The sequence below is a fragment of the Stenotrophomonas genospecies 5 genome, from assembly GCF_054473825.1.
Window position 1 is genome coordinate 2,561,610 of sequence record NZ_JBTMUW010000001.1, and the last position, 26,307, is coordinate 2,587,916.

19 protein-coding genes are annotated in these 26,307 nt (G+C 67.7%); 10 read left to right on the forward strand and 9 right to left on the reverse strand.

Annotation, left to right across the window (positions count from 1 at the left end):
- Positions 1 to 4 precede the first annotated feature (4 nt).
- Genes ACX9OW_RS11785 through leuB form a run of 4 tightly spaced genes read left to right on the forward strand, consistent with a single transcriptional unit; the run spans position 5 to position 3,889 of the window.
- On the forward strand, positions 5 to 781 hold the full coding sequence (locus tag ACX9OW_RS11785; RefSeq protein ID WP_111186152.1) for a class I SAM-dependent methyltransferase: 777 nt from the start codon (positions 5 to 7) through the stop codon (positions 779 to 781).
- A 60-nt stretch (positions 782 to 841) separates the two neighbouring features.
- Entirely contained in the window at positions 842 to 2,260 is a 1,419-nt protein-coding gene (gene leuC / locus ACX9OW_RS11790; RefSeq protein ID WP_253118303.1) for a 3-isopropylmalate dehydratase large subunit, read from the forward strand.
- The gene (leuD, locus tag ACX9OW_RS11795) at positions 2,260 to 2,838 is read left to right on the forward strand and encodes a 3-isopropylmalate dehydratase small subunit (RefSeq protein WP_065181715.1); all 579 of its coding nucleotides are present in this window, start codon (positions 2,260 to 2,262) and stop codon (positions 2,836 to 2,838) included. Before leuC ends, leuD begins: the two co-directional genes overlap by 1 nt.
- Complete coding sequence (leuB, locus tag ACX9OW_RS11800; RefSeq protein ID WP_065175105.1) at positions 2,828 to 3,889, forward strand: 3-isopropylmalate dehydrogenase; 1,062 nt, start codon at positions 2,828 to 2,830, stop codon at positions 3,887 to 3,889. The genes leuD and leuB overlap by 11 nt, the downstream gene beginning before the upstream one ends.
- Before the next feature lie 112 nt (positions 3,890 to 4,001).
- Here the strand turns inward: leuB and ACX9OW_RS11805 are convergent, their stop codons facing one another.
- Positions 4,002 to 4,775 carry an SDR family oxidoreductase gene (locus tag ACX9OW_RS11805; RefSeq protein WP_053520099.1) on the reverse strand — a complete coding sequence of 258 codons (774 nt, stop codon included), beginning with the start codon at positions 4,773 to 4,775 and terminating at the stop codon, positions 4,002 to 4,004.
- Between the two features lie 117 nt (positions 4,776 to 4,892).
- On the opposite strand from ACX9OW_RS11805, the gene ACX9OW_RS11810 reads away from it, so the two are divergent.
- Positions 4,893 to 5,798, forward strand: coding sequence for a LysR family transcriptional regulator (locus ACX9OW_RS11810; protein ID WP_459062301.1), 906 nt, complete (start codon positions 4,893 to 4,895; stop codon positions 5,796 to 5,798).
- Positions 5,799 to 5,956: 158 nt separating this feature from the next.
- Here ACX9OW_RS11810 and ACX9OW_RS11815 read toward each other — a convergent pair whose 3' ends face one another.
- Together ACX9OW_RS11815 and ACX9OW_RS11820 are read right to left on the reverse strand one after the other, a co-directional pair.
- The gene (locus ACX9OW_RS11815; protein ID WP_459062302.1) at positions 5,957 to 9,118 is read right to left on the reverse strand and encodes an efflux RND transporter permease subunit; all 3,162 of its coding nucleotides are present in this window, start codon (positions 9,116 to 9,118) and stop codon (positions 5,957 to 5,959) included.
- A gap of 4 nt (positions 9,119 to 9,122) precedes the next feature.
- Positions 9,123 to 10,253: an efflux RND transporter periplasmic adaptor subunit gene (locus ACX9OW_RS11820; protein ID WP_065181718.1), complete on the reverse strand. Its 1,131-nt coding sequence runs from the start codon at positions 10,251 to 10,253 to the stop codon at positions 9,123 to 9,125.
- 114 nt (positions 10,254 to 10,367) lie between these two features.
- Here ACX9OW_RS11820 and ACX9OW_RS11825 point away from each other — a divergent pair, with 114 nt between their 5' ends.
- From ACX9OW_RS11825 to ACX9OW_RS11835, 3 genes are all read left to right on the forward strand, one after another.
- Complete coding sequence (locus ACX9OW_RS11825; protein ID WP_459062303.1) at positions 10,368 to 11,045, forward strand: TetR/AcrR family transcriptional regulator; 678 nt, start codon at positions 10,368 to 10,370, stop codon at positions 11,043 to 11,045.
- A gap of 140 nt (positions 11,046 to 11,185) precedes the next feature.
- The gene (locus ACX9OW_RS11830; RefSeq protein WP_053520104.1) at positions 11,186 to 11,833 is read left to right on the forward strand and encodes a protein-L-isoaspartate O-methyltransferase family protein; all 648 of its coding nucleotides are present in this window, start codon (positions 11,186 to 11,188) and stop codon (positions 11,831 to 11,833) included.
- A gap of 16 nt (positions 11,834 to 11,849) precedes the next feature.
- Positions 11,850 to 13,208, forward strand: coding sequence for a TolC family outer membrane protein (locus tag ACX9OW_RS11835; RefSeq protein WP_065175111.1), 1,359 nt, complete (start codon positions 11,850 to 11,852; stop codon positions 13,206 to 13,208).
- A 69-nt stretch (positions 13,209 to 13,277) separates the two neighbouring features.
- Here ACX9OW_RS11835 and ACX9OW_RS11840 read toward each other — a convergent pair whose 3' ends face one another.
- Positions 13,278 to 14,468 (reverse strand): amino acid transporter, encoded by a 1,191-nt coding sequence (locus tag ACX9OW_RS11840; protein ID WP_459062304.1) that lies wholly within the window; start codon positions 14,466 to 14,468, stop codon positions 13,278 to 13,280.
- A 214-nt stretch (positions 14,469 to 14,682) separates the two neighbouring features.
- Positions 14,683 to 15,981 (reverse strand): lipid IV(A) 3-deoxy-D-manno-octulosonic acid transferase, encoded by a 1,299-nt coding sequence (waaA, locus tag ACX9OW_RS11845; RefSeq protein WP_459062305.1) that lies wholly within the window; start codon positions 15,979 to 15,981, stop codon positions 14,683 to 14,685.
- Positions 15,982 to 16,041: 60 nt separating this feature from the next.
- Between waaA and ACX9OW_RS11850 the strand changes: the two genes are divergently transcribed.
- Positions 16,042 to 16,959 carry an LpxL/LpxP family Kdo(2)-lipid IV(A) lauroyl/palmitoleoyl acyltransferase gene (locus ACX9OW_RS11850; RefSeq protein ID WP_053517401.1) on the forward strand — a complete coding sequence of 306 codons (918 nt, stop codon included), beginning with the start codon at positions 16,042 to 16,044 and terminating at the stop codon, positions 16,957 to 16,959.
- A gap of 27 nt (positions 16,960 to 16,986) precedes the next feature.
- Here the strand turns inward: ACX9OW_RS11850 and ACX9OW_RS11855 are convergent, their stop codons facing one another.
- The 4 genes from ACX9OW_RS11855 to ACX9OW_RS11870 all read right to left on the reverse strand — a co-directional run bounded on the left by ACX9OW_RS11855 (position 16,987) and on the right by ACX9OW_RS11870 (position 22,499).
- Positions 16,987 to 18,330 (reverse strand): O-antigen ligase family protein, encoded by a 1,344-nt coding sequence (locus ACX9OW_RS11855; protein WP_459062306.1) that lies wholly within the window; start codon positions 18,328 to 18,330, stop codon positions 16,987 to 16,989.
- A complete protein-coding gene (locus tag ACX9OW_RS11860; protein ID WP_459062307.1) occupies positions 18,311 to 19,426 on the reverse strand; it encodes a glycosyltransferase in 1,116 nt (371 codons plus the stop codon). The genes ACX9OW_RS11855 and ACX9OW_RS11860 overlap by 20 nt, the downstream gene beginning before the upstream one ends.
- 13 nt (positions 19,427 to 19,439) lie before the next feature.
- The gene (locus ACX9OW_RS11865; RefSeq protein WP_053517405.1) at positions 19,440 to 19,637 is read right to left on the reverse strand and encodes a zinc-finger domain-containing protein; all 198 of its coding nucleotides are present in this window, start codon (positions 19,635 to 19,637) and stop codon (positions 19,440 to 19,442) included.
- 120 nt (positions 19,638 to 19,757) lie between these two features.
- Positions 19,758 to 22,499 carry a TonB-dependent receptor plug domain-containing protein gene (locus tag ACX9OW_RS11870; RefSeq protein WP_081284377.1) on the reverse strand — a complete coding sequence of 914 codons (2,742 nt, stop codon included), beginning with the start codon at positions 22,497 to 22,499 and terminating at the stop codon, positions 19,758 to 19,760.
- 459 nt (positions 22,500 to 22,958) lie between these two features.
- Here ACX9OW_RS11870 and ACX9OW_RS11875 point away from each other — a divergent pair, with 459 nt between their 5' ends.
- Positions 22,959 to 26,303: a GH92 family glycosyl hydrolase gene (locus ACX9OW_RS11875; protein ID WP_459062308.1), complete on the forward strand. Its 3,345-nt coding sequence runs from the start codon at positions 22,959 to 22,961 to the stop codon at positions 26,301 to 26,303.
- The last annotated feature ends 4 nt before the right edge of the window (positions 26,304 to 26,307 follow it).

The window sequence follows — 26,307 nt, forward strand, 5'->3', positions numbered from 1 at the left end:
TGACATGAGCGCCTTCGACACGACCACGTCCGCTACGGCGGGCCAGCAGTGGAACGCCCAGGACTATGCGATCGATGCCGGCTTCGTGCCGCTGCTCGGCGGCGCGGTGTCGCGCCTGCTCGACCCGCGCGCCGGTGAGCACATCCTCGATCTGGGCTGTGGCGATGGGGTGCTCAGCAGTGAACTGGCGTTGAGCGGTGCACGCATCCACGGCGTGGACGCGTCGCCGGAACTGGTGATCGCCGCGCGCGCGCGCGGCGTCGATGCGCAGGTGATGGACGGCCATGCCCTGTCCTTCGACAGCGCGTTCGACGCGGTGTTCAGCAACGCCGCGCTGCATTGGATGCGCCACCCCGACGCCGTGCTGGAAGGCGTGCGCCGTGCACTGCGTCCCGGCGGCCGCTTCGTGGCCGAGTTCGGTGGCCATGGCAACGTGGCGACCATCATCGCCGCGGTGCAGGCCGCACGTGCTGCGCATGGCCATGGCGCCAGCGGTTTCCAGTGGTATTTCCCGACCGCCGACGCCTATGCCGACCGCCTGCGCCAGCACGGCTTCCAGGTGCAGCTGATCGAATGCCTGCCGCGCCCCACCGCACTGCCGACAGGCGTGGCAGGATGGCTGCGGGTGTTCGCCGCACCACTGCTGGACGACCTGCCGGTCGAGGCCCGTGCCACCGTTCGCGAGGCCGCCGCGGCCCTGCTGGCCGACCTGCCCCGCAACGCGGCGGGCCAGCCGCTGGCTGACTACGTGCGCCTGCGCGTACTCGCGCGCCGCCGTTGACTTGACCCTTTCCCGTTATTTCCCGATGTTCGTTCAATCGTACTTCTGCCAGGCAACCGCATGACCTCCGCACCCCGCACCCTGTACGACAAACTGTGGGACGCCCACGTGGTCGTTCCCGAATCCGACAGCGCCCCTGCGGTGCTGTACATCGACCTGCACCTGATCCACGAGGTGACCTCGCCGCAGGCGTTCACCGAGCTGCGCGAACGCGGTCTCCGCCCACGCCGGCCGGACCGCACCAAGGCGACGATGGATCATTCCACGCCGACCCTGCCGGCCACCGCCGACGGCCGGCTGCCGTACGCCAGCGCCGCCTCCGAGGCGCAGGTCGCCACGCTTGCGCGCAACTGCAGCGAGCACGGCATCGAACTGTTCGACATGAGCTCGGACAACCGGGGCATCGTCCATGTCATCGCGCCCGAGCAGGGTTTCACCCAGCCCGGCATGACCATCGTCTGCGGCGACAGCCATACCTCCACCCATGGTGCGTTCGGCTCGCTGGCCTTCGGCATCGGCACCAGCGAAGTGGGTCATGTGCTGGCAACACAGTGCCTGCTGCAGCGGAAGGCGAAGACGCTGGCAATCACGGTCGACGGCCCCCTGGCGCCGGGCGTCGGCGCGAAGGACGTGGTCCTGCACATCATCGGTGTGATCGGCGTCAACGGCGGCACCGGCCATGTGATCGAGTTCCGTGGCAGCACCATCGAAGCGATGGACATGGAGCAGCGCATGACCCTGTGCAACATGTCCATCGAGGCCGGCGCGCGCGCGGGCATGGTGGCACCGGACCAGGTCACCTTCGATTTCGTCGCCAACACGCCACGCGGCCCCAAGGGCGCCGATTTCGAGGCGGCCGTGGCCCGTTGGCAGGAACTGCGCAGCGATGAAGGCGCGCGCTTCGACAGCGAAGTCCACATCGATGCAGCCGACATCCGTCCGACCCTGACCTGGGGCACGCATCCCGGCACCGCCATCGCGGTCGATATGCCGATTCCTGCGGCCAACGACGCCGCCGCGCAGAAGGGCCTGGACTACATGCACTTCCAGGCCGGCCAGGCACTGGCCGGCACGCCGGTCGATGTCGTGTTCGTCGGTTCGTGCACCAACGGCCGCCTCAGCGACATGCGCGAAGTGGCACAGGTGCTGCGCGGCCGCCGCGTCGCCGAGCGCGTGCGCATGCTGGTGGTACCGGGCTCGGAGATCGTCAAGCGCCAGGCCGAAGCGGAGGGCATCGATGAGATCGTGCGTGCAGCCGGTGCCGAATGGCGCGAGCCGGGCTGCTCGATGTGCATCGCCATGAATGGTGATCTGGTCGCCCCCGGCCAACTGGCAGTGAGTACCAGCAACCGCAATTTCGAGGGCCGCCAGGGGCCGGGCTCGCGCACACTGCTGGCCTCGCCGATGAGCGCCGCCTGGGCGGCGGTGAAGGGCCACGTGGCCGATACCCGCGAACTGTTCGCGCAGGAGGTGGCGTAATGGCCGGTTTCCGCACCTTGACCTCGTCCAGCGTCGTGCTGCGCCAGACCAACATCGACACCGACCAGATCATTCCGGCCCGGTTCCTGTCCACCACCGAGCGTGCCGGACTGGGCCGCAACGCGTTCAATGACTGGCGCTGGCAGTCCGACGGTTCGCCGGTGGCCGATTTCGCCTTCAACCAGCCGCACAACGCCGGCCGCAGCATCCTGCTGGCGGGCCGCAACTTCGGCTGTGGTTCCTCGCGCGAGCACGCGCCGTGGGCGCTGACCGACCTGGGCCTGCGCGCCATCGTCAGCAGCGAGATCGCCGACATCTTCCGTGGCAACTCACTGAAGAACGGCCTGCTGCCGATCGTCCTGGACGAAGCCGACGTTCAGGCGCTGATGCAGCGCCCCGACGACGAACTGACCATCGACGTGGCGGCACGCGAGCTGCGTACGCCGGATGGCCAGGTCTACTCCTTCCCGCTGGATGGCTTCTCGCAGACCTGTCTGCTGGAAGGCGTCGATCAACTGGGTTATCTGCTGGGCCGCGTCCCTGACATCGAACGTTACGAGAGTGAGCATGCACGCTGAGATCGTTGTACTCCCCGGTGATGGCATCGGCCCGGAAGTGGCCGCCGCTGCGGTTGCGGTCCTGAAAGCCATCGGCGAACGCTTCAACCACACCTTCACGTTCAGCGAGCACGATATCGGTGGCATCGCCATCGATCGCCATGGCGAGCCCCTGCCCGCCGCCACCCTCGCCGCATGCCAGGCCGCGAATGCCGTGCTGCTGGGTGCAGTGGGTGGACCGAAGTGGTCCGACCCGAACGCCAAGGTGCGCCCCGAGCAGGGCCTGCTGGCGATCCGCAAGGCGCTGGGCCTGTACGCCAACCTGCGGCCGGTGCGTACCCATGATGCCGCCCTGGGGGCATCGCCGATCAAGGCCGAACTGCTCAAGGGCGTGGACTTCGTGGTGGTACGCGAACTGACCGGCGGCATCTACTTCGGCGACAAGACCCGCGATGCCGACAGCGCCAGCGACCTCTGCCGCTACACCGTGGCCGAAATCGAGCGCGTGCTGCGCAGCGCGTTCCGCCTGGCACAGCAGCGCCGAGGCAAGGTGACCTCGGTGGACAAGGCCAACGTGCTGGAGACGTCCCGCCTGTGGCGCGACGTCGCCGCCCGCATCGGCCGCGAGGAGTTCCCGGACGTCGCGCTGGAACACCAGCTGGTCGATTCGATGGCGATGCACCTGCTGGCCAAGCCACGCGAATACGACGTGATCGTGACCGAAAACATGTTCGGCGACATCCTCACCGACGAGGCCTCGATGCTGGCCGGCTCACTGGGCCTGCTGCCGTCGGCATCGCTGGGAGAACCGGGTGCGGTCGGCATCTACGAGCCGATCCACGGCTCGGCACCGGACATCGCCGGCAAGGGCATCGCCAACCCTTACGCGACGATCCTCAGCGCGGCCATGCTGCTGCGCCACTCGCTGGGCCTGGATGCCGAAGCGGCGGCTGTGGAGGCGGCCGTGCACGCGGTGCTGGATGATGGCGTGTTCACTGCTGATCTGGCTGCAAAGGGCCAGGCCGTGAGCACGGCGGCGGCGACCGACGCCGTACTGGCGAAGCTGGGCTGACCCGCCGGGCGGCACCTGTAGCGTCGAGTCATGCCCGATGGCTGTTGCATGAGCCGGGCATGGCCCGGCGCCACAGGTGCAGTGCGGTGGAGCCGCGCCCAGCGTGGCCCGGTTACTTGGTGGTGTAGCCACCGTTGACCAGCACCGTCTGCCCGGTCATCCACCAGCCGTCGGTAACCAGGAAACGGATCCACGGCACGATGTCGGCAATGTCGGTCAGACCGGTGCGGGTGAACGCGGACAGCGCCGCCGCGGTCTTGTGATACGCCTGCGCATCGGCACTCTCGGCAGGATAGAAGAACGGCGTGTCCATCGGCCCGGGACCGATCGCGGTCACCGAGATGCCCCGCTCGCCGAACTCCTTCGATGCCGCGCGGGTGAAGTGCTCCACCGGCGCCTTGGTGCCTGCATAGCTGGAGTAGAACGGCGTGTAGGCGCCCAGCAGCGACGTCACCAGGGTGCAGATGCGGCCACCATCATTGACGTGACGGCCGGCCTCCTTGAGGAAGAAGAACGCCGCCTTGGCATTTACCGCGCTCATCTCGTCGTACTCCGCTTCGCTGATCTCCAGCAGCGGCTTCTTCAGGACCTTGCCGACGGTATTGATGGCGACATCGGGACGGCCGACGGCTGCGACAGCGTCGGCGAACAGGCGCTCCATGGCGGCAGCGGAGGTCAGGTCGCCCTGCAGGGCCACGGCCTTGCTGCCCGCAGCCTGGACCGCCGCGACGGTCGCTTCGGCGTCGGCCTGGCTGGCGTCGCTGTTGTAATGGATGACGATGGCCCCGGCGCCGTGGGCGGCGAAATCGCGGGCGAGCAGGCCACCGAGGTTCTTGGCACCGCCTGCGATCAGCACGGTCTTGCCCTTGAGGGAGTGGTCGGTCATGGCTTCGGTCTCGGAGTGGGGCTGTCCGGGATGGCAACCCTGCCCCAATGACGATATCGTGCGGAAAATGCGGATAAAGCCCGCAACATTGACTTAACTTTCCAGATCGAGCGAACAATGGATCGGATCGACCGCTTCCGCATCTTCAGCCGGGTGGTGGAGTGCGCCAGCTTCACCCGCGCCGCCGACCAGCTCGGACTGCCCCGTTCCACGGTATCGGCGGCGGTCGCCGAACTGGAGCAGCGGCTGGGTACGCGCCTGTTGCAACGCTCGACGCGACGCGTCTCCACCACCCACGATGGCGATGTGTTCCACGCCCGCTGCCTGCGCCTGATCGCCGAGGTCGAAGATGCCGAATCGCTGTTCCGCCAGGAGGACGCGCAGCCGGTCGGCCTGCTGAGGATCGACGTACCCAGCCGCATCGGCAGGCGCATCGTGGCGCCGGCGCTGCCTGACTTCTTCGCCCGTTACCCGCAGGTGGAGGTGGATCTGGGCATGACCGACCGCGCAGTGAACCTGATCGAGGAAGGCTGCGATGCGGTGTTGAGGGTCGGCCAGCTGGGCGATTCCAGCTTGGTTTCGCGCACGCTGGGCACGCTGGACTTCGTCAACGTGGCTGCGCCGTCCTACCTGCGCGCGTACGGCGTCCCGCAGCAGCCGGCGGACCTGCAGCAGCACCGGGCGGTGAACTACGCCTCGCCGACGACCGCGCGGGCGGAACCATGGGAATGGCAGGACGGAACCCAGCTGCGCACGCTGCCCATGCAGGGTTGGGTGCGGGTGAACAGCGCCGAAGCCTCGATCGCCTGCTGCGTGGCCGGACTGGGACTGCTGCAGATTCCGCGCTATGACGTGCAGGACGAGCTGCAGTCCGGCACGTTGGTGGAAGTGATGCCACGGCACGTCGCACAACCGTTGCCGGTGACCCTGCTGCAACCGCATCGGCAGCATCGGGCACAGCGCGTGCACGTATTCCTGGAGTGGCTGGTGCCACTGCTGCGGAGCGGCCTGCAACTGCAGTAGATCCACGCCATGCTCGACTCACCCCATCATCGCGCGAAGAGCAGCCGAGCATGGCTCGGCTCTACAGAAAGCAGATCCCGCGAGCATGCGTGGCTGCAAAGCGCCGTGCCAACCAGGGTTGGCACCTGCCAGAGGCGGCGGCCCTGGAACCCGGGGCATTACGCCCCGGATTCATCCGGCTTCACCCGGAACCACGCCGCATACAGCGCCGGCAGGAACACCAGGGTCAGCACGGTACCCACGATCAACCCGCCCATGATCGAGATCGCCATCGAGCCATAGAACGCGCTGCGCGACAGCGGAATCATCGCCAGCACCGCCGCCAGGGCGGTCAGCACGATCGGGCGGAAACGCCGTACCGTCGCGTCGATGATCGCATGCCAGCGATCATGCCCGGCATCGATGTCCTGCTGGATCTGGTCGATCAGGATCACCGAGTTGCGCATGATCATGCCGGCCAGCGCGATCGTGCCCAGCAGCGCCACGAACCCGAACGGTGCACGGAACAGCAGCAGGAACAAGGTCGCGCCGATGATGCCCAGCGGCGCCGTCACCAGCACCATCGCGGCACGCGAGAAGCTGCGCAGCTGCAGCATCAGCAGCGTTGCGACCACGATCAGGAACAACGGCATGCCTGCCTTGATCGAGTCCTGGCCACGTGCCGAATCCTCCACCGTTCCGCCGGTTTCCAGCAGGTAGCCATTCGGCAGTGCAGCGCGGATGCCATCCAGCGTCGGCAGGATCTGCTGCACCACGTCCAGCGCCTGGCTGCCGTCACTGATATCGGCACGCACGGTCACGGTCGGCAGGCGGTTGCGATGCCAGATGATGCCGTCCTCGAACACGTATTCCAGGCGCGCCACCTGCGAGAGCGTCACCGACGTGCCATTGGCTGTGGGAATGGCCAGGCTGCCCAGCATGCCCAGCTGCACGCGCTCGTTCTCCGGACCCCGCAGCAGCATCTCGATCAGGCGATTGCCCTCGCGATAGGTGCTCACGCTCATGCCCGACAGCGAAGTGCCCAGCAGCTGGCTCACCTGCGCACTGCTCACGCCCAGCGCGCGCGCACGGTCCTGGTCCAGCACCAGCCGCACGACCTTGCTCGGCTCGCTCCAGTCCAGGTTCACGTTCATCACATGCGGGTTCTCCCGCACCTTATCCTGTACCTGGCGTGCGATCGCCTGCACCTGCTCGATGTGCTCGCCGGAGATCCGCAGCTGCACCGGGTAGCCCACCGGCGGACCGTTCTCCAGCCGCGTCACGCGCATCTGCACATCCGGGAACTGCGGGATCACCTCCTTCAGCAGCCAGTCGCGCGTGGCCTCGCGCGCCTTGGCGTCTTCGGTGAGCACCACGAACTGCGAGAAGTTGGTCGCCGGCAGCTGCTGGTCCAGCGGCAGGTAGAAGCGCGGCGAACCGGTACCCACATAGGCCACGTAGTTGGCGATGCCCTCACGGCCCTTCAGCCGCTTTTCCAGCTTGCTGGCCTGCGCCTGCGTGGCCTGCAGCGACGCGCCTTCAGCCAGTTCGATATCCACCATCAGTTCCGGGCGGGTCGAATCCGGGAAGAACTGCTGCGGCACGAAGCGGAACATCAGCAGCGAGAACACGAACAGGGCCACCGTTGCTGCGATCACCCACCAGCGGTGGCGCAGGCACATGTCCAGGAAACGGCGGAAACGCGTGTAGAACGGCCGCTGGTACGGATCATGGTCGTGTGCATGCTCCTTCGGTGCGACCCAGCGCAGCAGCGCCGGATGGCGATCGGCCCAGGCCAGGCGCTTCGCACGCCAGCGACCGGCCAGGCTGTCCGGCTTGGGCAGCTGCGGATTGAACAGATCCGGCAGCATCTTGTCACCCAGGTACGGAATGAACAGCACCGCCGCAATCCATGACACCACCAGTGCGATGGTCACCACCTGGAACAGCGAACGGGTGTACTCACCGGTGCTTGACGCCGCCGTGGCGATCGGCAGGAAACCTGCCGCCGTGATCAGCGTACCGGTCAGCATCGGGAACGCCGTGGATTCCCAGGCGAAGCTGGCCGCGCGCAGGCGGTCGTAGCCCTGTTCCATCTTGGTGGCCATCATCTCCACCGCGATGATCGCATCGTCCACCAGCAGGCCCAGCGCCAGCACCAGCGCGCCCAGCGAGATCTTGTGCAGGCCGATATCGAAGTAATGCATGACGAAGAAGGTCATCGCCAGCACCAGCGGAATGGTCACGCCCACCACCAGGCCCGTACGCAGGCCCAGCGAGAAGAAGCTCACCAGCAGCACGATCACCACCGCTTCGGTCAGCACCTGCACGAACTCACCCACCGACTCTTCCACCGCATGCGGCTGGTCGGAGACCTTGCGCAGGTGCATGCCCGCCGGCAGCGTCTTCTGCAGGCGCTCGAACTCGGCATCCAGCGTGGAGCCCAGCTTCAGGATGTCGCCACCGTCCTTCATCGCGACCGCAATGCCGATCGCATCCTCACCCATGAAGCGCATCTTCGGCGACGCCGGATCGGCGAAGCCGCGCTTGATCTCGGCGATATCGCCCAGGTGCACCGTGCGGTCGCCGGCCTGGATCGGGAAGCGACGGATGTCATCGATGCTCTGGAACTGGCCGGTCACGCGCAGCTGCACGCGATCGGTCGGGGTCTCGAAGAAGCTAGTGGCGCTGATCGCGTTCTGGTCGGCCAGCGCCTGCTGCACCTGCTGCAGCGACACGCCCAGCGTGGCCAGCTTGGTGTTGGACAGCTCGATCCAGACCTTCTCGTCCTGCAGGCCCTGCAGCTCGATCTTGCCCACGTCCGGCACCCGCTGCAGTTCCAGCTGGATGCGATCGGCGTAGTCACGCATCACGGCGTAGTCGAAGCCCTGCCCGGTCAGCGCGTAGATGTTGCCGAAGGTGTCGCCGAACTCATCGTTGAAGAACGGACCGACGATTTCGCGCGGCAGGTTCGGCTTGATGTCGCCCACGCGTTTGCGCACCTGGTACCACAGGTCCGGAATGGCCTTGGAGCGCAGGCTGTCCTTGGCCGCGAAGATCACCTGCGACTCGCCCGGGCGCGAGTAGGAGCGGATGAACTCGTACTGCCCGGTGTTGAGCAGCGCCTTCTCGATCGGCTCGGTCACCTGGCGCGAGACCTGCTCGGCGGTCGCGCCCGGCCACATCGTGCGTACCACCATCACCTTGAAGGTGAACGGCGGATCCTCGGACTGGCCCAGATGCTTGTACGACCAGGCGCCGATGAGGGCGAAGGCGAGCATGGCGAACAGCACCAGCGCGCGGTTGCCCAGCGCCCATTCGGATAGATTGAAACGGCGCACAGGCTTACTCCTTCGCCTTCGGTGCGGCAGCCGGCGCTGCGGGCTTCAGCACCGGGCGATTCTGCCGGTCCACCGCGACGACCTGCTGGCCGGATCGCAGCAGATGGCCGCCCGCAGCCACCACCCAGTCGTCGGCGTCCACGCCGGACAGCACCGGCACGGCGTCGATGCCATAGGCGCCCGTGCTGACGGTGACCGATTTCAACGTGCTGCTGGCCGGGTCCACCACCCACACACTGGTTGCGCCACCTGCACCGCGCTGGAGAGCGGCCATCGGCAGCTGCAGGGTGCCGTGGCGGCCGGCGCTGCTGAACACGCGCGCGCTCTGCCCCAGCTCGACATCGGCCAGTGCATCGGCGGGCAGGCTGACCCGGGTTGCGTAGGTCCGCGCCTGCGGATCGGCGGCGGCGGCGATCTCGCGGATCGTGCCGGGCAGGCGCTGCCCCGGGCGGTTCCACAACTCCACTTCCACCGGCTGGCCTACCGCGTAGTCGCGGATGGTGGCTTCCGGCAGGTCGATCAGCACTTCGCGGCCACCGTCTGCGGCCAGGTTGAAGATGGTCTGGCCCGCGGCCACCACCTGCCCGGCTTCCGCCTCACGGCTGGCGATCACACCATCGGCCGGCGCACGCAGCTGGGCGTAGCCGGCCTGGTTGCGCAGCACGTCCAGGTTGGCCCGGGCCGCGTTGGCCTGGCCCTGCGCGGCCTTGAACGCGGCAGACTGCTGATCCAGCTGCGAGCGGCTGACCAGCTGCTGGTCGGCCAGCACCTGGTAGCGCTTGAGATCGTCGCGGGCGCGTACCAGATCGGCTTCGGCCGCGGCCAGCTGCGCCTGCGAGGCGCGCGCCTGCAGGGCGAAGTCGGCGACATCCAGCTCGGCCAGCACCTCCCCCTTCTTCACCCGTTGGCCGGCGTCCACATGGCGCTTGACCAGGTTGCCGCCGACGCGGAACGACAGCGGGCTCTCCTGGCGTGCCCGGACCGTACCGGGAAACGCCGCCGGCGCCTGCCCGACCTGCTCGCCGGGATGCACCACCAGCACCGGCACGGCCGCCGGTGGCGCCTGCTCCTGTCCCGAACAGGCTGCCAGCGCAGCCACCCACACGATACCGCCCATCCAGCGCACGATCTTCATCGGTCAACGTCCTGACAACACTGAGTTCAGCAGGGGAGCCGCAACGTCCGGCCCAATTTAGTAAACTGGCCGGTATAGTATAAATATCGAACCGCTTGGTCTAGTATTACCGCAATGAGTTCTTCCACTTCCCGCAAGCCGTCGGCCAAGCCTGCTGCCAAGGCCGCCGGACCCGGGCGTCCCAAGGATCTTGGCAAGCGCGCGGCGATCCTCGAGGCGGCCAAGACCCTGTTCATCGAACAGGGCTATACCGGTGTGAGCATGGACAGCATCGCTGCCCAGGCGGGCGTGTCGAAGCTGACGGTGTATAGCCATTTCGGCGACAAGGAGACCCTGTTCTCCGAGGCCGTGCAGTCCAAATGCATCGAGATGCTGCCGGATGCGCTGTTCGTGGCCGACGCCGAAGGGCCACTGCGAGACCAGCTGATCGGGATCGGCCTTGCCTTCTTCAAGCTGATCACCTCCGACGCGGCGATCTCGATCCAACGGGTGATGATGGCCCCGGAGACCGACGAACGCCTGCGTGAGCTGTTCTGGCAGGCCGGGCCCGAGCGCACCTGCGAGGCGCTGGCCGACTTCCTGCGCTCGCGCAGCGAGCGGGGCGAGCTGCAGATTCCCGACCATCACCTGGCCGGGCAGCAGTTCCTGACCCTGGTCAAGGGTGAAGTGCACATGCATATGATGTGCGGCATGCCACTGTCATCGGTGGAGATCGATCCTGTCACCCACGTGGCGGCCAGCGTCGACTTCTTCCTGCGCGCCTATGCGCCCGGAGGAGCCGGAACCAGCTGAAACGGCAAAGCTGAACGAACCGGTGGTCGCGATGACTTCCGGCACTGCGACCCCGGCCCCCCGGCAGCGGATGCTCTGGGCGCGCCGCCGGCCTCCGGCACCGGTAAAATGGCCGGCCCACTGCGCTGGATTTGAACCTCATGACGATTGATTACGCCCACGCCCGCGAACTGATGGTGGAACAGCAGATCCGTCCCTGGGACGTGCTGGACATCAAGGTGCTCGACGTCCTGGCCCGCCTGCCGCGCGAGGCCTTTGTCGCCGACGCGCACCGGGCACTGGCCTACGCCGATGTTGAACTGCCGATCGGCAATGGCCAGAAGATGATGAAGCCCGTCATCGAGGGCCGTACCCTGCAGGCGCTGGACCTGCAACCGGGTGACGAAGTGCTGGAGATCGGCACGGGCAGCGGCTTCCTGGCCGCCTGCATCGGCGCGCTGGCGCGCGACGTGCTGAGCCTGGAGATCGACCCGGAACTGGCGACCGCCGCGCGCGCGCGGCTGGATGCCTCCGGCCTGGGTACCAACGTCCGGGTGGAAGTGGCTGACGCGCTGGCGTGGCAGACCGAACGTCGCTTTGACGTGATCTGTGTCACTGGTGCCGTCAACGTGGTGCCGTCACAGTTCGCCTCGTGGCTGCGTCCGGGTGGTCGCCTGTTCGTGATCCAGGGCCGTTCGCCGGCGATGGAAGCGCTTCTGATCAAGGCCGATGGCAGCACCGAATCCCTGTTCGAGACCGATATCGATTACCTGCGCGGTGCCGCCCCGGCACCCCAGTTCCACCTCTGAGTCCAAGGAAGCCGCAATGATCCGCCGATCCCTCGCTGTTGCGCTGGCCACTGCCCTGCTGCCGTTGTCTGCCCATGCCGCTGACCTGTTGCAGGTCTACGAGATGGCGCGCAACGGCGATCCGCAGCTGTCGGCCGCCGAATCCACCCGGCTGTACGACAAGGAAGGCGCCGTGCAGGCGCGCGCTGCCCTGCTTCCGCAGATCAACGGCCAGGCCACGCTGAACCGCACACGCAGCGAAGCCAACGCCGATGCCAATACCGGCACGGTCAGCAGCAAGCGCCGCAACTACACGATCGACGGTTCGCAGACCCTGTTCAACTGGACGCAGATCAACAACCTGCGCTCGCAGCGCGAACTGAGCAAGGCGGCTGACTTCACCCTGGATTCGGCCAACGACAGCCTGATCGTCCGCACCTCGGCGGCCTACTTCAACGTGCTGGTGGCGATCGAATCGCTGAATGCCGCACAGACCAACGAAGCGGCCGCGAAGAAGCAGTTCGACTTCGCCGACAAGCGCCTGGAAGTGGGCCTGGCGCCGATCACCGACGTGCACGAAGCGCGCGCGCAGTATGACCAGGCGCGCGCCAACACCATCGTCGCGCAGAACACCCTGGCCGATAACTACCAGGCGCTGACCGAACTTACCGGCCAGCCGGTGCTGAACCTCAAGGGGCTGCCGGCCGACTTCCGTCCCGAAGTGCCGGCCAACCGCGGCAACATCGATGAACTGGTGCAGCAGGCAACCAGCCAGAACCCCTCGCTGAAGGCACAGGAGCTGAAGGTCAGCGCGGCCGAGGCCGGCGTGCAGGCCGCCCGTGGCGCCCACTACCCGACGCTGTCGCTGGGCGGCAGTTGGGGCAAGACCGCGACCTGGGGCGACAGCACCGGTTCGGGTTCGCTGTCCCCGGATGCGCGCACCAACAGCATCGGCCTGACCCTCAGCGTGCCGATCTTCGCCGGCGGCGCCACCCAGTCCGGCGTGCGCCAGGCGCTGGCCCAGCGTGACATCGCCCAGGATGGCTACGAGCAGCAGAAGCGCGCGCTGGATCGCAACACCCGCAATGCCTACCAGACCCTGGTGCAGGGCATCAGCGAGGTGGAGGCACGCCGCCTGGCCGTCGTCTCGGCACAGAGCGCGTACGACGCCTCGCAGGTCGGCCTGGAAGTGGGTACCCGTACCGTGCTGGACGTGATCCAGAACCAGCGCATCCTGTTCTCGGCACAGCTGGACTACGCGCAGGCCCGCTACACCTTCCTGCAGAACCGCCTGCTGCTGAGCCAGTCGCTGGGCGCGCTGGACGTGGCCGAACTGCAGGACATCAATCGCCTGCTGACCCAGGACGCGGGCAATCCCGCCACGACCACGCAGTAAGTCGTCACCCGCGTTGACGGAAAGCCACCCGACCGGGTGGCTTTTCTGTTTGTGCCGCGGCGATGTGATCTAGCGCAGGAGCGGCAGCAGGCACAACGCTGCTGCCGCCATGCCCAGCACGGCGTCGGCAGGCGAGCGCGTCACCTCGCTGCGCCGCTGAAGTCCTCCCAGGCACAAGGCGGCCACCACCAGCAGTCCCACCGGCCCCGGCATCGTCGGCAAGACGCCGGCCGGCAGCCACAGCGCCAGCAGGGTCGCCAACAGGATGATCGCCACGGTCGCCACGCACGCCGCCGGTGGGTCGCCCTCGTTTCCAAGCGGCCACAGCGGCAGCGCCAGCCGCGTCGCCAGCATCAGCAGCACCAGCTGCAGCGCTGCCAACCCTGCATAGCCTGCCAGCGGCAGCCACGGCAACATCCAGGACAACTGGGGATGGCTTCGCAGCGCAACCGTCAAGGGCCGGCTGCTGGCCAGCGCTGGATAGTCGACCAGGCCCGCCTGCAGTGCGGCCAGTGCGATCAGCATCAGCGTCGCCGCGACGAGCACCATGAGCATCGTCAGTGGGCGTCGCGCCAGCCCGCCAACAGGCACCCCGGGAACGCCCAGTGCCAGGCCGGCGCTGGCAAAGATGCCCAGCAGCGGCACAGCCGCAGCGAGCACGCCTCCCAGGCCGAAGCGATACGGTGCAGTGGCGGGGGGAACCCATGGGATCCAGTGCGCGTAGTGCACATACCGGGCCGCCAGCGCCAGCAGCAGCACGCCGATGCCGATCTTCACGGTCAACAGCGCGCACACCAGCAGCACCGTCCGCGCCGGTCGCATCAGCGCGGTGGCTCCCAACAGCAGCAGGCCTGCAGCGGCTGTCACCTGCACCGGCAGCGTACCGGCGCTGGATGCGCTCGCCGCCGCCAGTGCCGCATGCAGATGGCCAGCCCCGGACTGCGCCGCACCCGCCAGCGTCGCCGTGCACTCCAGCAACAACGCCAGGCACAGTACGCGGGCAATCGACCGCCCCCAGCCGGCCACCAGCAGGCCATGCAGGCCATCGGCCATATCCGCCTGCGTCACCACCCTGTACAGGCGTGCCAGCACCAGCGCCGCACCGAGGGCTGCGAGCAGCAGACTGAGCACGACGGCCGGCCCCGCCTGCGCCGCCGTGTACTGACCGACCCGTGCGATGACACTGCCACCGAGCAGCAACGTCATCAGGATCACGCCCAGATGATCCATTCCAAGCCGATGGCCATCGCTGCCGCTCATCTCAAGCTCCCTTGATGCCGTCCAAGCACGGTCGACATCAGGCTGGCAGCCTGTGCGGGCAATCGATATCAGATTTGCATCTGCATGCCGCGAGGTGTGATCCGAGGCACGTTGCGGCGTCGGCGACCGGTCCTGCTACGACAGAACGATAGCCGTCAAGCAGGCTTAATCCAGTTGATCGCGACAGTACGGCGACGAGCGCGCCGCGTGCGGCTCAGCCGCGGGGCGGTGGCAGGTGCGGGGCCACCAGCGCCAGCGTCCGCTGCAGCGCGCCGCGCCCATTGCTGACCAGCGTGCATCCAGCGTGCGCCATGTCCTCGCGGGCCTGCGGATCCTCCAGCAGGTGCTGCAGCAGACCGCCGACCGCCTGCACGTCTTCGCCGATCAACAGCGCACCGGCCTCGCGCATGCGCCGCGAGATCTCCGAGAAATTGTGCAGGTGCGGACCGGTCACCGCGGCAGTGCCCATCGCCGCCGGCTCCAGCAGGTTGTGGCCACCGATCGGCTGCAGGCTGCCGCCGACGAAAGCGACCTGCGCACAGCCATAGAACGGCATCAGTTCGCCGAGGGTGTCGATGATGAAGGCATCGGTATCGGCGGACGGCCACTGCTGCGCACGGCGGGTCGCCACGTTCCAGCCCTGCTCGCGCGCCAGCGCCTCCACCTTCGGGAAGCGCTCGGGATGCCGGGGTGCCCACAGCAGCAGCAGGTCCGGATGGTGCTGGCGCAGGCGCCGGTGCAGATCAATCACCGCCTGCTCTTCGCCATCATGGGTACTGGCCGCGATCCAGACCGGTCGCGTGTCCGGCACCCGTGCGTGGAACTGTTCGATGAAGGCCTGCACGTCCGGCGTGGCGATGTCGAATTTGAGGTTGCCCAGTGCCTGCACCTGGTCAGGCGCCGCCCCCAGCTGCACGAAGCGCTCTGCGTCGTCCTGCGACTGGGCTGCCACGCACGTCACCGTGCGCAGCGCGCGGCGGATCAGCGCGGCCAGCAGCCGGTAGCCACGCAGCGAGCGGGCCGACAGGCGGGCATTGAGGATGTAGACCGGAATGTCGCGGTCACGGCAGCCGAACAGCATGTTCGGCCACAGCTCGGTTTCCAGGATCAGCGCCAGGCTGGGCTGGAAGTGGCCGAGGAAACGGTTGACGCTGCCGGGCACGTCATACGGCAGGTAGACGTGGTCCAGCGCATCGCCCCACAGCGCGCGCACGCGCTCGGAGCCGGTGGGGGTGATGGTGGTGATGACCCAGCGGATATCCGGGCGCTGCTGGCGCAGGGCGTTGACCAGCGGCGCGGCGGCGTTGACCTCGCCCACCGAGACCGCATGCAGCCAGACCCGTGGCTGGCCGCTGGGCTGGGGATAGGAGGCGTAGCGCTCGTCCCAGCGGAGGAAATACTCACGGACCCGGAAGCCGCGCCAGACCAGGTGGTACACGGTGATCGGCAGCAGGATGTAGAGCACGACCGAATACAGGCCGCGCAGGATCCATTCGACAGGGTCTTTGCGCATGCGGCAAGGATACGGGACACCCCCGGGAAAGACACGCAGCCGGATTGCTAGAATGGCGCCATGTCCGATGCCTCCACTGCCGTCCGCCCGTCACTGCGCGATCCCCGCAACTGGCCGATGTTCGCCGCCATGTACGGCGCTTTCGCCATCGCCCGCCTGCCGTGGATGCTGCAGCGCGCCCTCGGTCGCGGGGTGGGGTCGATCGCCTGGCGCCTGGCCGGAAGCCGTCGCCGTGCAGCCGAGGTCAATCTCGCACTGTGTTTCCCGGAAAAGGACGATGCCTGGCGCAAGCGGTTGGTTCGCGACAGCTTCGATGCCCTGGGCGTGGGCGTGTTCGAGTGCATCCGTGCCTGGTGGGGCAGCATCGACAGCATCCGCCCGCAGGTGCAGATCGAAGGGCTGGAGCACCTGCGGCAGATGCAGGCCGAGGGTCGCGGCGTGCTGCTGGTGTCCGGGCACTTCATGACCCTGGAGATGTGCGGCCGCCTGCTGTGCGACTACGTCGACCTGTCCGGCATGTACCGCAAACACAAGAATCCGGTGTACGAGTGGGCGGTGAAGTTCGGCCGCCTGCGCTATGCCAAGGCGATGTTCGCCAACGAGGACATCCGCGCCACCGTGCGCCACCTGAAGAAGGGCGGCTTCCTCTGGTATGCCCCCGACCAGGACATGCGTGGCAAGGACACCGTGTTCGTTCCGTTCTTCGGCCACACCGCCGCCACCATCACCGCCACCCACCAGCTGGCGCGGATGACCGGTTGCGCGGTCATTCCGTACTTCCACCGCCGCGAAGGCGGGAAGTACTTCCTGAAGATCGGCGCGCCGCTGGAGAACTTCCCGAGCGAGGATGTGGAAGCCGATACCGCGCGCGTCAACCAGGCGATCGAAGAGATGGTGCGCGAAGCCCCTGACCAGTACCTGTGGATCCATCGCCGCTTCAAGCGCCAGCCCGGCGGGCGCAGCGACTTCTACAAGTAGACCCAGGCACGCCTCGATCCGCCCGGATTACCTACCCGTTTCCATCGCGCGTGGTGAGTCATCCGCGTCACGCGCCAGCAGGCTGCCGGCGAACAGCGCCGCCAGCAGCACGGTCAGCCCACCCCAGAACGCAGAGTAGAACGCCAGGTGGGTGTTGAGCGGGAACACGGTGACCGCCAGCGCCAGCATCGCCGGCCGCGCCCGCTCGCGGGCCGCGGTCGGTGCGAAGCGCCACGCCCGCCAGGCCTGTGCCACGGCGGCCAGCCACAACAGCAGGCCCAGCACGCCGGTCTCGGCCAGGATCTCCAGCACGATCTGGTGCGCGTGCAGGGCCGGTTCCGCGCCCCACACCGCGGTTCCCTCCCCTGCGACACAGGCGGGATACGCATCGCGGAAGCCACGCGCGCCGACACCGTTGATCGGATGTGCTTCGATCATGCAGGCCGCTGCGCTCCAGATCCGCGCACGCCCGGACAGCGCCTGGTCGACGCCCGTCTCGTCCCCCTCCCAGGCCATCGTCGTGCGCAGCACGCGCTCGCGCAGCTGCGGCACGCTGGCAACCAGGACCCCGGCCCCCAGGACCCCGACCATCGCCAACAGCGCCAGCCGCTTCCAGCCGAACTGGCGCATGCCGCTGTAGGCCAGCACGAGCGCGAAGGTGATCCACGAGGCGCGTGAGCCGGCCAGCAGCAACACACTGCCGAGGGCCGCAGCGGCCAGCAGCCAGCCGGCAGCACCGAAGCGGCGCGCCAGCGGCAGCAGCAGGAACGGCGACAGGCTGGCCAGCACCTGGCCGAATTTCAGGTTGCACGGGCCCAGTACGCCACTGAGCCGGTCGGCCAACGCCGCTTCATCGGCCGGGCACAGCGCACGCCCGCTGATTGCCAGTTTGAGCTGCTCCAGCGACCAGAACCATGGGCTGGTGCCGGCCACCGCCTGTACCAGCGCATCCAGCGTCCAGGCGCCGGTGATCACCGCCAGTCCACCCAGGGTGAGTCTGCGCCGCTCCGGCGTGGCCACTGCGATCGCTACCAGCCACATGAAGGGCAGGTAGCGCAGGCCTGCTGCTGCCTTGGTCCACGAGGCCGACGGGTCGATCGCATCGAATGCGGAAAATGCCTGCGGCAACCAGTAGCCGAGGAACAGGATCGAGGTCAGCGCCCAGGCCGCCGGGCTCAGCAGAAGCGGCCGGCGCTGCAGGCGGCGGATGACCATGCGCACTGCGGCATAGATCGCGCCCAGGCCCAGGACGGTCTCGGCGATGCCTGGCAGCGGCCACAACGCCACGTAGGCAAGCACCCACCAGGGCGCCCAGCGCCCGGCGCGTTCATCGCGCAGGACGGCTGCGGTGTCAGCCTGCGAGGTCGGCATAGAGACGGAGGGTATCGCGCTGCATGGCCTGCAGGGTAAACGGGATACGGCCCGGCAACGATGGCGGCTGCGCCAGAAGGGCCAGCGCACGTTCACCCAGTGCCTGCGCATCTCCCAGCGGCACCGCACCGGTGGGCTGGAGCTGCTGCAGCAGTTCGCCCACCCCACCGTGGTTCCAGCCGAGCACCGGTCGGCCCACCGACAGTGCTTCCACCACGGTACGGCCGAAGGCTTCGGGCTTGTCGGACAGCTGCAGCACCAGATCGCTGGCGGCATAGGCCTGGGCAATGCGCGCGGTCGGCGTGCTGATGTGGACCGCGTCTGCGATGCCGAGCGTGGCGGCCTGGCGGCGCAGGTCGGCCACATAGGCTTCGCGCCCCGGCTCGTCGGTGCCCAGCATCCACAGCTGCGCCGGCACGCCGGCAGCGCGGACGTCGGCCAGCAGCTGCAGCGCGTGCGTGTGCCCCTTCAGGCGCGTGCCACGGCCCGGCAGCAGCAGCAGCGGCCCGTCCACCCCGGCCAGCCACGGGTAGTCCGCCACCAGCGACAGGCGCGGCCGGCGATCACCGCGCGCCACCCGCGGGAACTGACTGACATCGACACCACGCGGGATCACCCGCAGGTGGTCCTCCGGCACGGTCGGATAGTGGCGCTGCACGTATTCGCGCACGCTGTTGGAGACACAGATCACCCGCTCGCCGCTGGTCATCACCGCGCTGTAGCGGCTGGGCGAGTTCAGCCCGTGCACGGTGGTTACCCAGTGCGGCCGCTGCGCCTGCGGCATCGCCCGGATCGCATACAGCCCCAGCCACGCGGGCAGGCGCGAGCGGGCGTGCACGATATCGGCGCCGACCTCGGCGAACAGGCGACGCAGGGTCGGCAGATGACGCAGGGTCAGCAGCGACTTGCGGCCGATATCGAGGGTGAGATGCTCGGCACCGCTGGCCAGCAGCGGTTCAACGAGGCGGCCACCGGCAGACACCACCAGCGCGCGATGGCCGGCTGCCACCAGTGCCGACGCGATTTCCAGGGTCGAGCGCTCGACGCCGCCGGAGTGCAGCGCCGGCAGCAACTGCACCACGGTCAGTCGACGCATCGGTGAAGGCCGTTCAGTCAGCCAGTACGAACACGGAACCGCAGTACGGGCACTGCGCTTCACCGTTGGGTTCGTCTTCGATCGCCAGGTAGACCCGCGGATGCGAGTTCCACAGCGCCATCTCCGGGGTCGGGCAGCTCAGCGGCAGGTCGCTGCGGTGCACGGTGTAGCGCTTCTCGGCGTTGGCGGGCGCGGTGGCGGTATGGCTCATGGCGGATGTCGATGAACGGATTGCGAGGCCTGCGATTCTAGCACCTGGGGCGGCGACCCGGCCGCCCCTGTCCTTTCCTGGCCCCCGCCCCCTGACAGCCGGGACCTGCCAGCGCCCGGCCTACTGGAAGTCCAGCGACAGCTCCAGGAAGGCCGAGCGGCCATAGGCGTTGTAGATGCCCTGGTCGTAGTACGGCCAGTTGCCGTTGCTGCGGTCGATCGGCGGCATCTCGTCGGTCAGGTTGTTGACCGTCAGCAGCAGGCTGGCCAGGTCATTGATGCGGTAGCCGACCGTGGCGTTCCAGGTGGTCCACGGGCCGATGTTGCGCTGCTCGCCACGGCTGTCCCAGGTGGGCGCGTTGCGCACGCCGAACGCACTGGCGCTGAACGGCCCGCGCTTCCAGTTCACGCCCAGCGTGGCCCGGTACTGCAGTTCATTGGAATTGCCGCAGCACAACTGGTCGTAGACCGGATCGCCTTCCTTGTCCTGGGTGGTGTGCTTGAGCGGGCGGTAGTAGCCCGCGTTGACCGTGAAATCTCCCACCGAGGAGGTACCCCAGCGATAGTCCAGCGCTGCCTGCACACCGGTCTGGCGTTGGCTGGCGATGTTGATCGGGTAGGAGAACACCTTGTCCACACCGTTGGGGTTGAGCGGATCGGTAGCCGGCTTGCGCTGCACCTGGCCCAGGACCTGCTGGCAGGTGGGCGAGGTGATGTCGAAGCGGGTCTGCCCGTTCTCCGATACGCCCAGCCGGCAGTTGGCCTCGGTGTCAAGGATGCTGTCGGTGCCGAGAATGCGCACTTCGTTCTCGATCACCACCGAGTTGTAGTCCACCGACAACGTCAGCGCGTTGTCCAGTGTCGACCACACCGCACCATAGGTGAACGTGCGTGCAGTGATGTCCTTCAGATCGCGGTTGCCGGTACTGGAAGACAGCACCGCCAATCCGGACTGCTCGCAGTCATCGAAGTTGTCGGAGGTGTAACCGGCCTGCCGGCACTGGTAGAGGTCGGTGTTGGTGGTATAGCCGCTGCTCTCGCGGGAAAACAGGTAGAACATGTCCGGCGAACGGAACGCAGTGGCGTAGCTGCCACGCAGCAGCAGCGATTCGATCGGCCGGTACTCCAGGCCAAGCTTCCAGGTCGCCTTGCCGTTGCCGCCACCGCCCTGCAGGGCGTACTTGTCGTAGCGGCCGGACAGGTTGGCGCTGAAGGTATCGATGATCGGCACCTGCAGTTCCGCACCCAGCGCGTACAGATCCCGCTGGCCCTGCGCCGAGGTGCCGGCGGTCTGCCCGCGGAACAGCACACCGGCATCGGGATCGGCCGACTGGTTGAAGAACTTCTCGCGCTGGCCCTGGGCGATCAGCGCGAAACCGACGTCGCCGGCCGGCAGGGTGAACAGCGAACGATGGGTCAGCAGTGCCGTCACTGCCGTGCGCGACGCGCTGGATGCAGCACGGTTGAGGCCGCTGAAGCTGTCGTACTGGTCGCGGGTGATCGGCTGGTACAGGCGCGACAGGTCCGGGGCGTAGACCTCGTAGCCATCCTGCATGCCCAGCATCGGCCCCAGGTAGTAATCGTCCACGCCGTTCCGGGCGAGGAAGTCGGTGGATTTGCGGGTGACATCGGTGCTGGAACGGTTGACGTAGACGTCGTAGTCGAAGCTGCCCAGCACGCCACGCACGCCGGCGGTGACGTTCAGCGATCGCGTGTAGACGCGCTGGTCCTTGGCATCCAGGCCGACTTCCTCGGGCGCGTAGATGCGCTGCCACTGCTCGTACTGGCCGCTGGTGCGGTTGTAGAAGGTCTTGTTCCAGAACGGGCTGCCACCGCTGTAGGTCGGCCGGCTGAAGCCGAACAGGATGTCCGAGTACAACTCGGTATCCGGGCTGAGGTGATAACGCAGGAAGGTGGTCGCGTTGACGTCCTGGCTGGCGTTGTACAGCGACGCGGTGCCGACGTTGTCGGGGGTGCCGCAGTAGTAGCCACCGCCGGAAATGTCGCGGTGCGCGTACACGGTGCTGCCACCGAACAGATTCGACAGCGGCGCGCAGGTGGCCGCGCCCGGGTCGATGTAGGCGTTGGGCCCCTGGCGCATACGCAGGAAGCTGCGCGACGGATCCTGCGGCCCGGTCGGGTTGTCGTTGACGCTGTCGATGCGGCTGCGGTCGAAGGCGTAGATCGCCTTCTGGTTGATGTATTCCAGCCCGTAGCTGATATCGAGGTTGCCGAAGGTCTGTCCACTGCTGGCGCTGAAGCGCTGGCTGGAACCGCCGCCCTGGCTGTAACCACCGACGCGGTAGCGCAGATGGGTGCCTTCCACGCGGTCTTTCAGCACGATGTTGACTACGCCGGCCACGGCCGAGGAGCCATACACCGAGGACTGGCCACCGGTGAGCACATCGATGCGTTCGACCATGCCCAGCGGGATGTTGGCAATGTCGGCGATGCTGGTGTTGCCGTTGTAGGCCAGCGGATAGCTGTTGATCGGCCGCCCGTTGATGAGGGTAAGGGTGTAGCTGGGGTCCAGACCGAACAGGCTGATGGTCTTGGCGCCCGGAGTGTAGAAGCCGGTTCCCTGGGAATCCTGCACCGACCCATTGGAGACCGGCAGTGAGCGCAGCGCATCGAACACCGTGGTGAAACCCTGCGCCTGGATCTGCTCGGCGGTGATGGTCGTCACCGGTGAGGGGCCTTCCACCTGCGCGCGCGGAATGAGCGACCCGGTCACCGTGACCGCATCCAGGTCGCGCGTACGCGGCGGATCGGCGCCCTCCCCTGCGTTGGAGGACTGGGCCTGCACGGCCAGCGGCGACAGCAGCAGCGAAGACATCAACAACGACAGCAACCTGGGTTTCATCAAGCGCTCTCCAGAGACGGATGACGGTCCTGCCGGTGGGGGACGGACGGGAGGGTCGTGGATGGACGGTGGTGACGGGCAGCAGCAGCAAGCGCAGGCCGCCCGCCCGGATCAGGGCATGCAGGGTGTTCCGGGACAGATGGAAGGGTTGGGATCGGGACGGGAAGGACGCCGCCTTCCCCGGGCCTGGACCCCGGCCACTTTTAAATCGATCCAATCCCCTCTGTCAATAATTTGAAATGAAACGTTTTTCCCGGATTTGGATCGAACTAATTGCACTTGTCAGGGGGCAACGCACTGAGGCAGGATCGGGACCACTCCGACGACCCGATCGCATGGCCCGCCCCCACCGGACCGGCATCGCTCCTTTCCACCGCCCCTGGGCGGCGGGCGCGATGCTGGCCGTGGTACGTGCCGATGCGGGTCCTGCCTGCCGCCTGCCCTTCCGGGAGACCCTGCATGACCCTTTCCGATCCGCGCCGCGCCCTGCTTCCGCTCGCCCTGGCCCTGGCCTGCGCCACGCCCGCCCTGCCCGCAATGGCACAGGGCCTGCAGACCTCGTTCGAAGCAGGTGAGCCCGCACCGGCCAAGGCCGGCGGCGCGCTGCAGGTGCAGATCGGCACCGGTCCGGCGGCGCCGTATGCGGCCAAGCGCAACGCCGGCTACAGCGGCCTGCGCGCGCTGCACTACCAGGCCGACGGCGGCGCGGCGCGGCGCGACCTGTTCAGCACGGACCTGACCATCGACGCCGACACCACCCTGTCCTGGCTGGTGCTGCCGGAGATCGTCGACAAGGACACGATGGCCTCCACCTACGTCTCGCTGGACCTGCGCCTGGACGATGGCAGCCGCGTATCGGCCAGCTCCGCGCGTGATCAGCACGGCATCGCCGTGGGCGCGCGTGCGCAGGGCGATTCGAAAACGCTGTACCCGCAGCAGTGGGCGCGCAAGGCGGTACGCCTGGGCGATGTGCCTGCGCTGCGCGGCCGCCGGGTGGTCGCCATCGAGCTGGAAGTGGCCAGCGCCGACGGTGCGCCGGTGTCCGGCTGGATCGATGACGTGCGCCTGGATGCGCAGCCGCGGCAGGTGCCGCAGCGGGTCTCGGACTGGGTGCTGACCACCCGCGGTACGCAGGCCAACGGCACGTTCTCGCGCGGCAACAATTTCCCGGCCACGGCGGTGCCGCACGGCTTCAACTTCTGGACCCCGGTGACCGATGCCGGTGCACTGAACTGGCTGTACCGCTGGAACGAGCAGAACGATGCGAACAACCGCCCGCAGCTGCAGGCGCTCGCGCTGAGTCACCAGCCCAGTCCCTGGATGGGCGACCGCCAGACCTTCCAGGTGATGCCATCGGCCAGCCGCGGTGTGCCCGAGGCCGACCGCAGCAAGCGTGCGCTGTCCTTCGACCGCTCGCACGAGAACGCGCGCCCCTACCGCTACGACGTGCGCTTCGACAACGGCATCGCCGCCTCCATCGCGCCGACCGACCACGCCGCGGTCTTCCGCTTCGATTTCCCTGCGGAAGGTGATGCCAACCTGCTGTTCGACAATGTGGACGCACGCGGCGGGCTGACACTGGATGCGGCCACGCAGACACTGTCCGGCTACACCGACACGCGCAGCGGCCTGTCCAACGGTGCCGGCCGCATGTTCGTGGTGGCCCGCTTCGACCGGCCCTGGCGCAGCAGCGGACGCATCGACAGCGGCCGCCCGACCGGCTACATCAAGTTCGATGCCGGCAGCGATCGCCGCGTCACCATGCGCATTGCCACCTCGCTGATCTCGCTCGAACAGGCGCGGCACAACCTTGCTCTGGAGATTTCCGCCACGGATACGCTGGAAAGCGTGGCCGGCCGCGCCCAGGATGCCTGGGATGCGCGCCTGGCCCGCTTCGATATCGGCGATGCCACGGACGACCAGAAAACCACGCTGTACTCCAGCCTCTACCGGTTGTACCTGTATCCCAACTCCGGCCACGAAAACGTCGGCAGCGCTGCCGCCCCCGAGTGGCGTTACGCCAACCAGGCCAGCGCCAGCGAGAACAACACCGATGGCAGTGACAGCCGCACCTTCAGTGGCGTGCGCGATGGCCGGGTGTTCGTCAACAATGGCTTCTGGGATACGTTCCGCACGACGTGGCCGGCGTACGCACTGTTCACGCCGGAGGACGCCGGCCAGCTCGTGCAGGGTTTCATCGAGCAGTACCGCGCGGGCGGCTGGATCGCCCGCTGGTCATCGCCGGGCTACGCGGACCTGATGGTCGGCACCAGTTCCGACGTGGCCTTCGCCGACGCATGGCTGAAGGGCGTCGGCGGTTTCGATCCCGCCGAGGCCTATGCCGCGGCGCTGAAGAACGCCACCGTGGTACCGCCCGATCGCCATGTAGGGCGCAAGGGCATGGACCGCTCGACGTTCCGCGGCTATGCCAGTGCCGACGTGCATGAAGGCATGTCATGGACGATGGAAGGCGCGCTGAACGACTTCGGCATCGCCAACATGGCCGAGGCACTGGCCAAGCGCGCGACCACCGCCGCGCAGCGCGAGCGCTACAGCACCGAAGCCGACTACTTCCGCTACCGCGCTGCCGGCTACGCGACCCTGTTCGACCCTGCCGCCGGCTTCTTCCAGGGCCGCAAGGCCGACGGCAGCTGGCGCGTGGACGCCAAGGACTACGATCCGCGCGTGTGGGGCCACGACTACACCGAATCCAACGGCTGGACGTTCGCCTTCACCGCCGCGCACGATGGCGAGGGCCTGGCCGCGCTGTACGGTGGCCGCGACAGGCTGGCCGCCAAGCTCGATGCCTTCTTTGCTACGCCGGAGACCGCCGATGCCGCGTTTGCAGGCTCCTACGGCGGCATCATCCATGAGATGACCGAAGCGCGCGACGTGCGCATGGGCATGTACGCGCACAGCAACCAGCCGGCGCACCATATCCCATGGATGTATCTGTACGCCGGGCAGCCCTGGAAGACCCAGCAGCACGTGCGCGAGATCCTGTCGCGGCTGTACGTGGGCAGCGAGATCGGCCAGGGCTATCCGGGCGATGAGGACAATGGCGAGACCTCCGCATGGTACGTGCTGGCTTCGCTGGGCCTGTATCCACTGCGGATGGGCGCGCCGGAATACGTGATCGGCTCCCCGGCATTCAGGCACGCCCGGGTGGAACTGCAGGGTGGCGCGGTGCTGACCGTCAATGCGCCGCAGAACTCCGCGGAGAACGTCTACGTCCAGTCGCTGAAGATCAACGGCACGCCATGGACCCGGACCTGGGTACCGCACGAGGTGATCGCCAAGGGCGCGACGCTGGACTTCGAGATGGGCCCGCAGCCTTCGCGCTGGGGCACAGGCGCCGACGACGTGCCCCGTTCGCTGACCGCACCGGGCCAGCGACCGCGGATGCTGCACGATCTGCTGGGCAGCGGCACGCGCGCTGCGCTGGCCGATGGCCGCGCCGTGCCCGCGCTGTTGGACGACGATGCGACCACGGCCGTTCCGCTGGGCGCGGGTGCCACCCTCATGCTGAGCGCCGTGGGTGATGGCGCGCCGACGATGTATACGCTGACCAGCGGCGAAGGGCCGATCCGGGGGGCTGGATGGACGCTGGAAGCCCGTAACGGCGACGGCCGCTGGACCACGCTGGACCAGCGGCGTGGCGAAGACTTCAGTGCTGCGCGGCAGACCCGTCCGTTCCGCATCGCCTCGCCCTCACGCTATGCCGAGTACCGCCTGCGCGTAACTGCGCCGGGACGCCTGCAGCTGGCTGAGATCGAACTGTTGTCCCCCTCCACTGTACGGTGACCCC

What these genes read in the sequence shown, in the direction of transcription:
- ACX9OW_RS11785 (WP_111186152.1), top strand. Translation starts at nt 5, where the DNA reads ATGAGCGCCTTCGACACGACCACGTCCGCTACGGCGGGCCAGCAGTGG.
- leuC (WP_253118303.1), top strand. Translation starts at nt 842, where the DNA reads ATGACCTCCGCACCCCGCACCCTGTACGACAAACTGTGGGACGCCCAC.
- leuD (WP_065181715.1), top strand. Translation starts at nt 2,260, where the DNA reads ATGGCCGGTTTCCGCACCTTGACCTCGTCCAGCGTCGTGCTGCGCCAG.
- leuB (WP_065175105.1), top strand. Translation starts at nt 2,828, where the DNA reads ATGCACGCTGAGATCGTTGTACTCCCCGGTGATGGCATCGGCCCGGAA.
- ACX9OW_RS11805 (WP_053520099.1), bottom strand. Translation starts at nt 4,775, where the DNA reads ATGACCGACCACTCCCTCAAGGGCAAGACCGTGCTGATCGCAGGCGGT.
- ACX9OW_RS11810 (WP_459062301.1), top strand. Translation starts at nt 4,893, where the DNA reads ATGGATCGGATCGACCGCTTCCGCATCTTCAGCCGGGTGGTGGAGTGC.
- ACX9OW_RS11820 (WP_065181718.1), bottom strand. Translation starts at nt 10,253, where the DNA reads ATGAAGATCGTGCGCTGGATGGGCGGTATCGTGTGGGTGGCTGCGCTG.
- ACX9OW_RS11825 (WP_459062303.1), top strand. Translation starts at nt 10,368, where the DNA reads ATGAGTTCTTCCACTTCCCGCAAGCCGTCGGCCAAGCCTGCTGCCAAG.
- ACX9OW_RS11830 (WP_053520104.1), top strand. Translation starts at nt 11,186, where the DNA reads ATGACGATTGATTACGCCCACGCCCGCGAACTGATGGTGGAACAGCAG.
- ACX9OW_RS11835 (WP_065175111.1), top strand. Translation starts at nt 11,850, where the DNA reads ATGATCCGCCGATCCCTCGCTGTTGCGCTGGCCACTGCCCTGCTGCCG.
- ACX9OW_RS11840 (WP_459062304.1), bottom strand. Translation starts at nt 14,468, where the DNA reads ATGAGCGGCAGCGATGGCCATCGGCTTGGAATGGATCATCTGGGCGTG.
- waaA (WP_459062305.1), bottom strand. Translation starts at nt 15,981, where the DNA reads ATGCGCAAAGACCCTGTCGAATGGATCCTGCGCGGCCTGTATTCGGTC.
- ACX9OW_RS11850 (WP_053517401.1), top strand. Translation starts at nt 16,042, where the DNA reads ATGTCCGATGCCTCCACTGCCGTCCGCCCGTCACTGCGCGATCCCCGC.
- ACX9OW_RS11855 (WP_459062306.1), bottom strand. Translation starts at nt 18,330, where the DNA reads ATGCCGACCTCGCAGGCTGACACCGCAGCCGTCCTGCGCGATGAACGC.
- ACX9OW_RS11860 (WP_459062307.1), bottom strand. Translation starts at nt 19,426, where the DNA reads ATGCGTCGACTGACCGTGGTGCAGTTGCTGCCGGCGCTGCACTCCGGC.
- ACX9OW_RS11865 (WP_053517405.1), bottom strand. Translation starts at nt 19,637, where the DNA reads ATGAGCCATACCGCCACCGCGCCCGCCAACGCCGAGAAGCGCTACACC.
- ACX9OW_RS11870 (WP_081284377.1), bottom strand. Translation starts at nt 22,499, where the DNA reads ATGAAACCCAGGTTGCTGTCGTTGTTGATGTCTTCGCTGCTGCTGTCG.
- ACX9OW_RS11875 (WP_459062308.1), top strand. Translation starts at nt 22,959, where the DNA reads ATGACCCTTTCCGATCCGCGCCGCGCCCTGCTTCCGCTCGCCCTGGCC.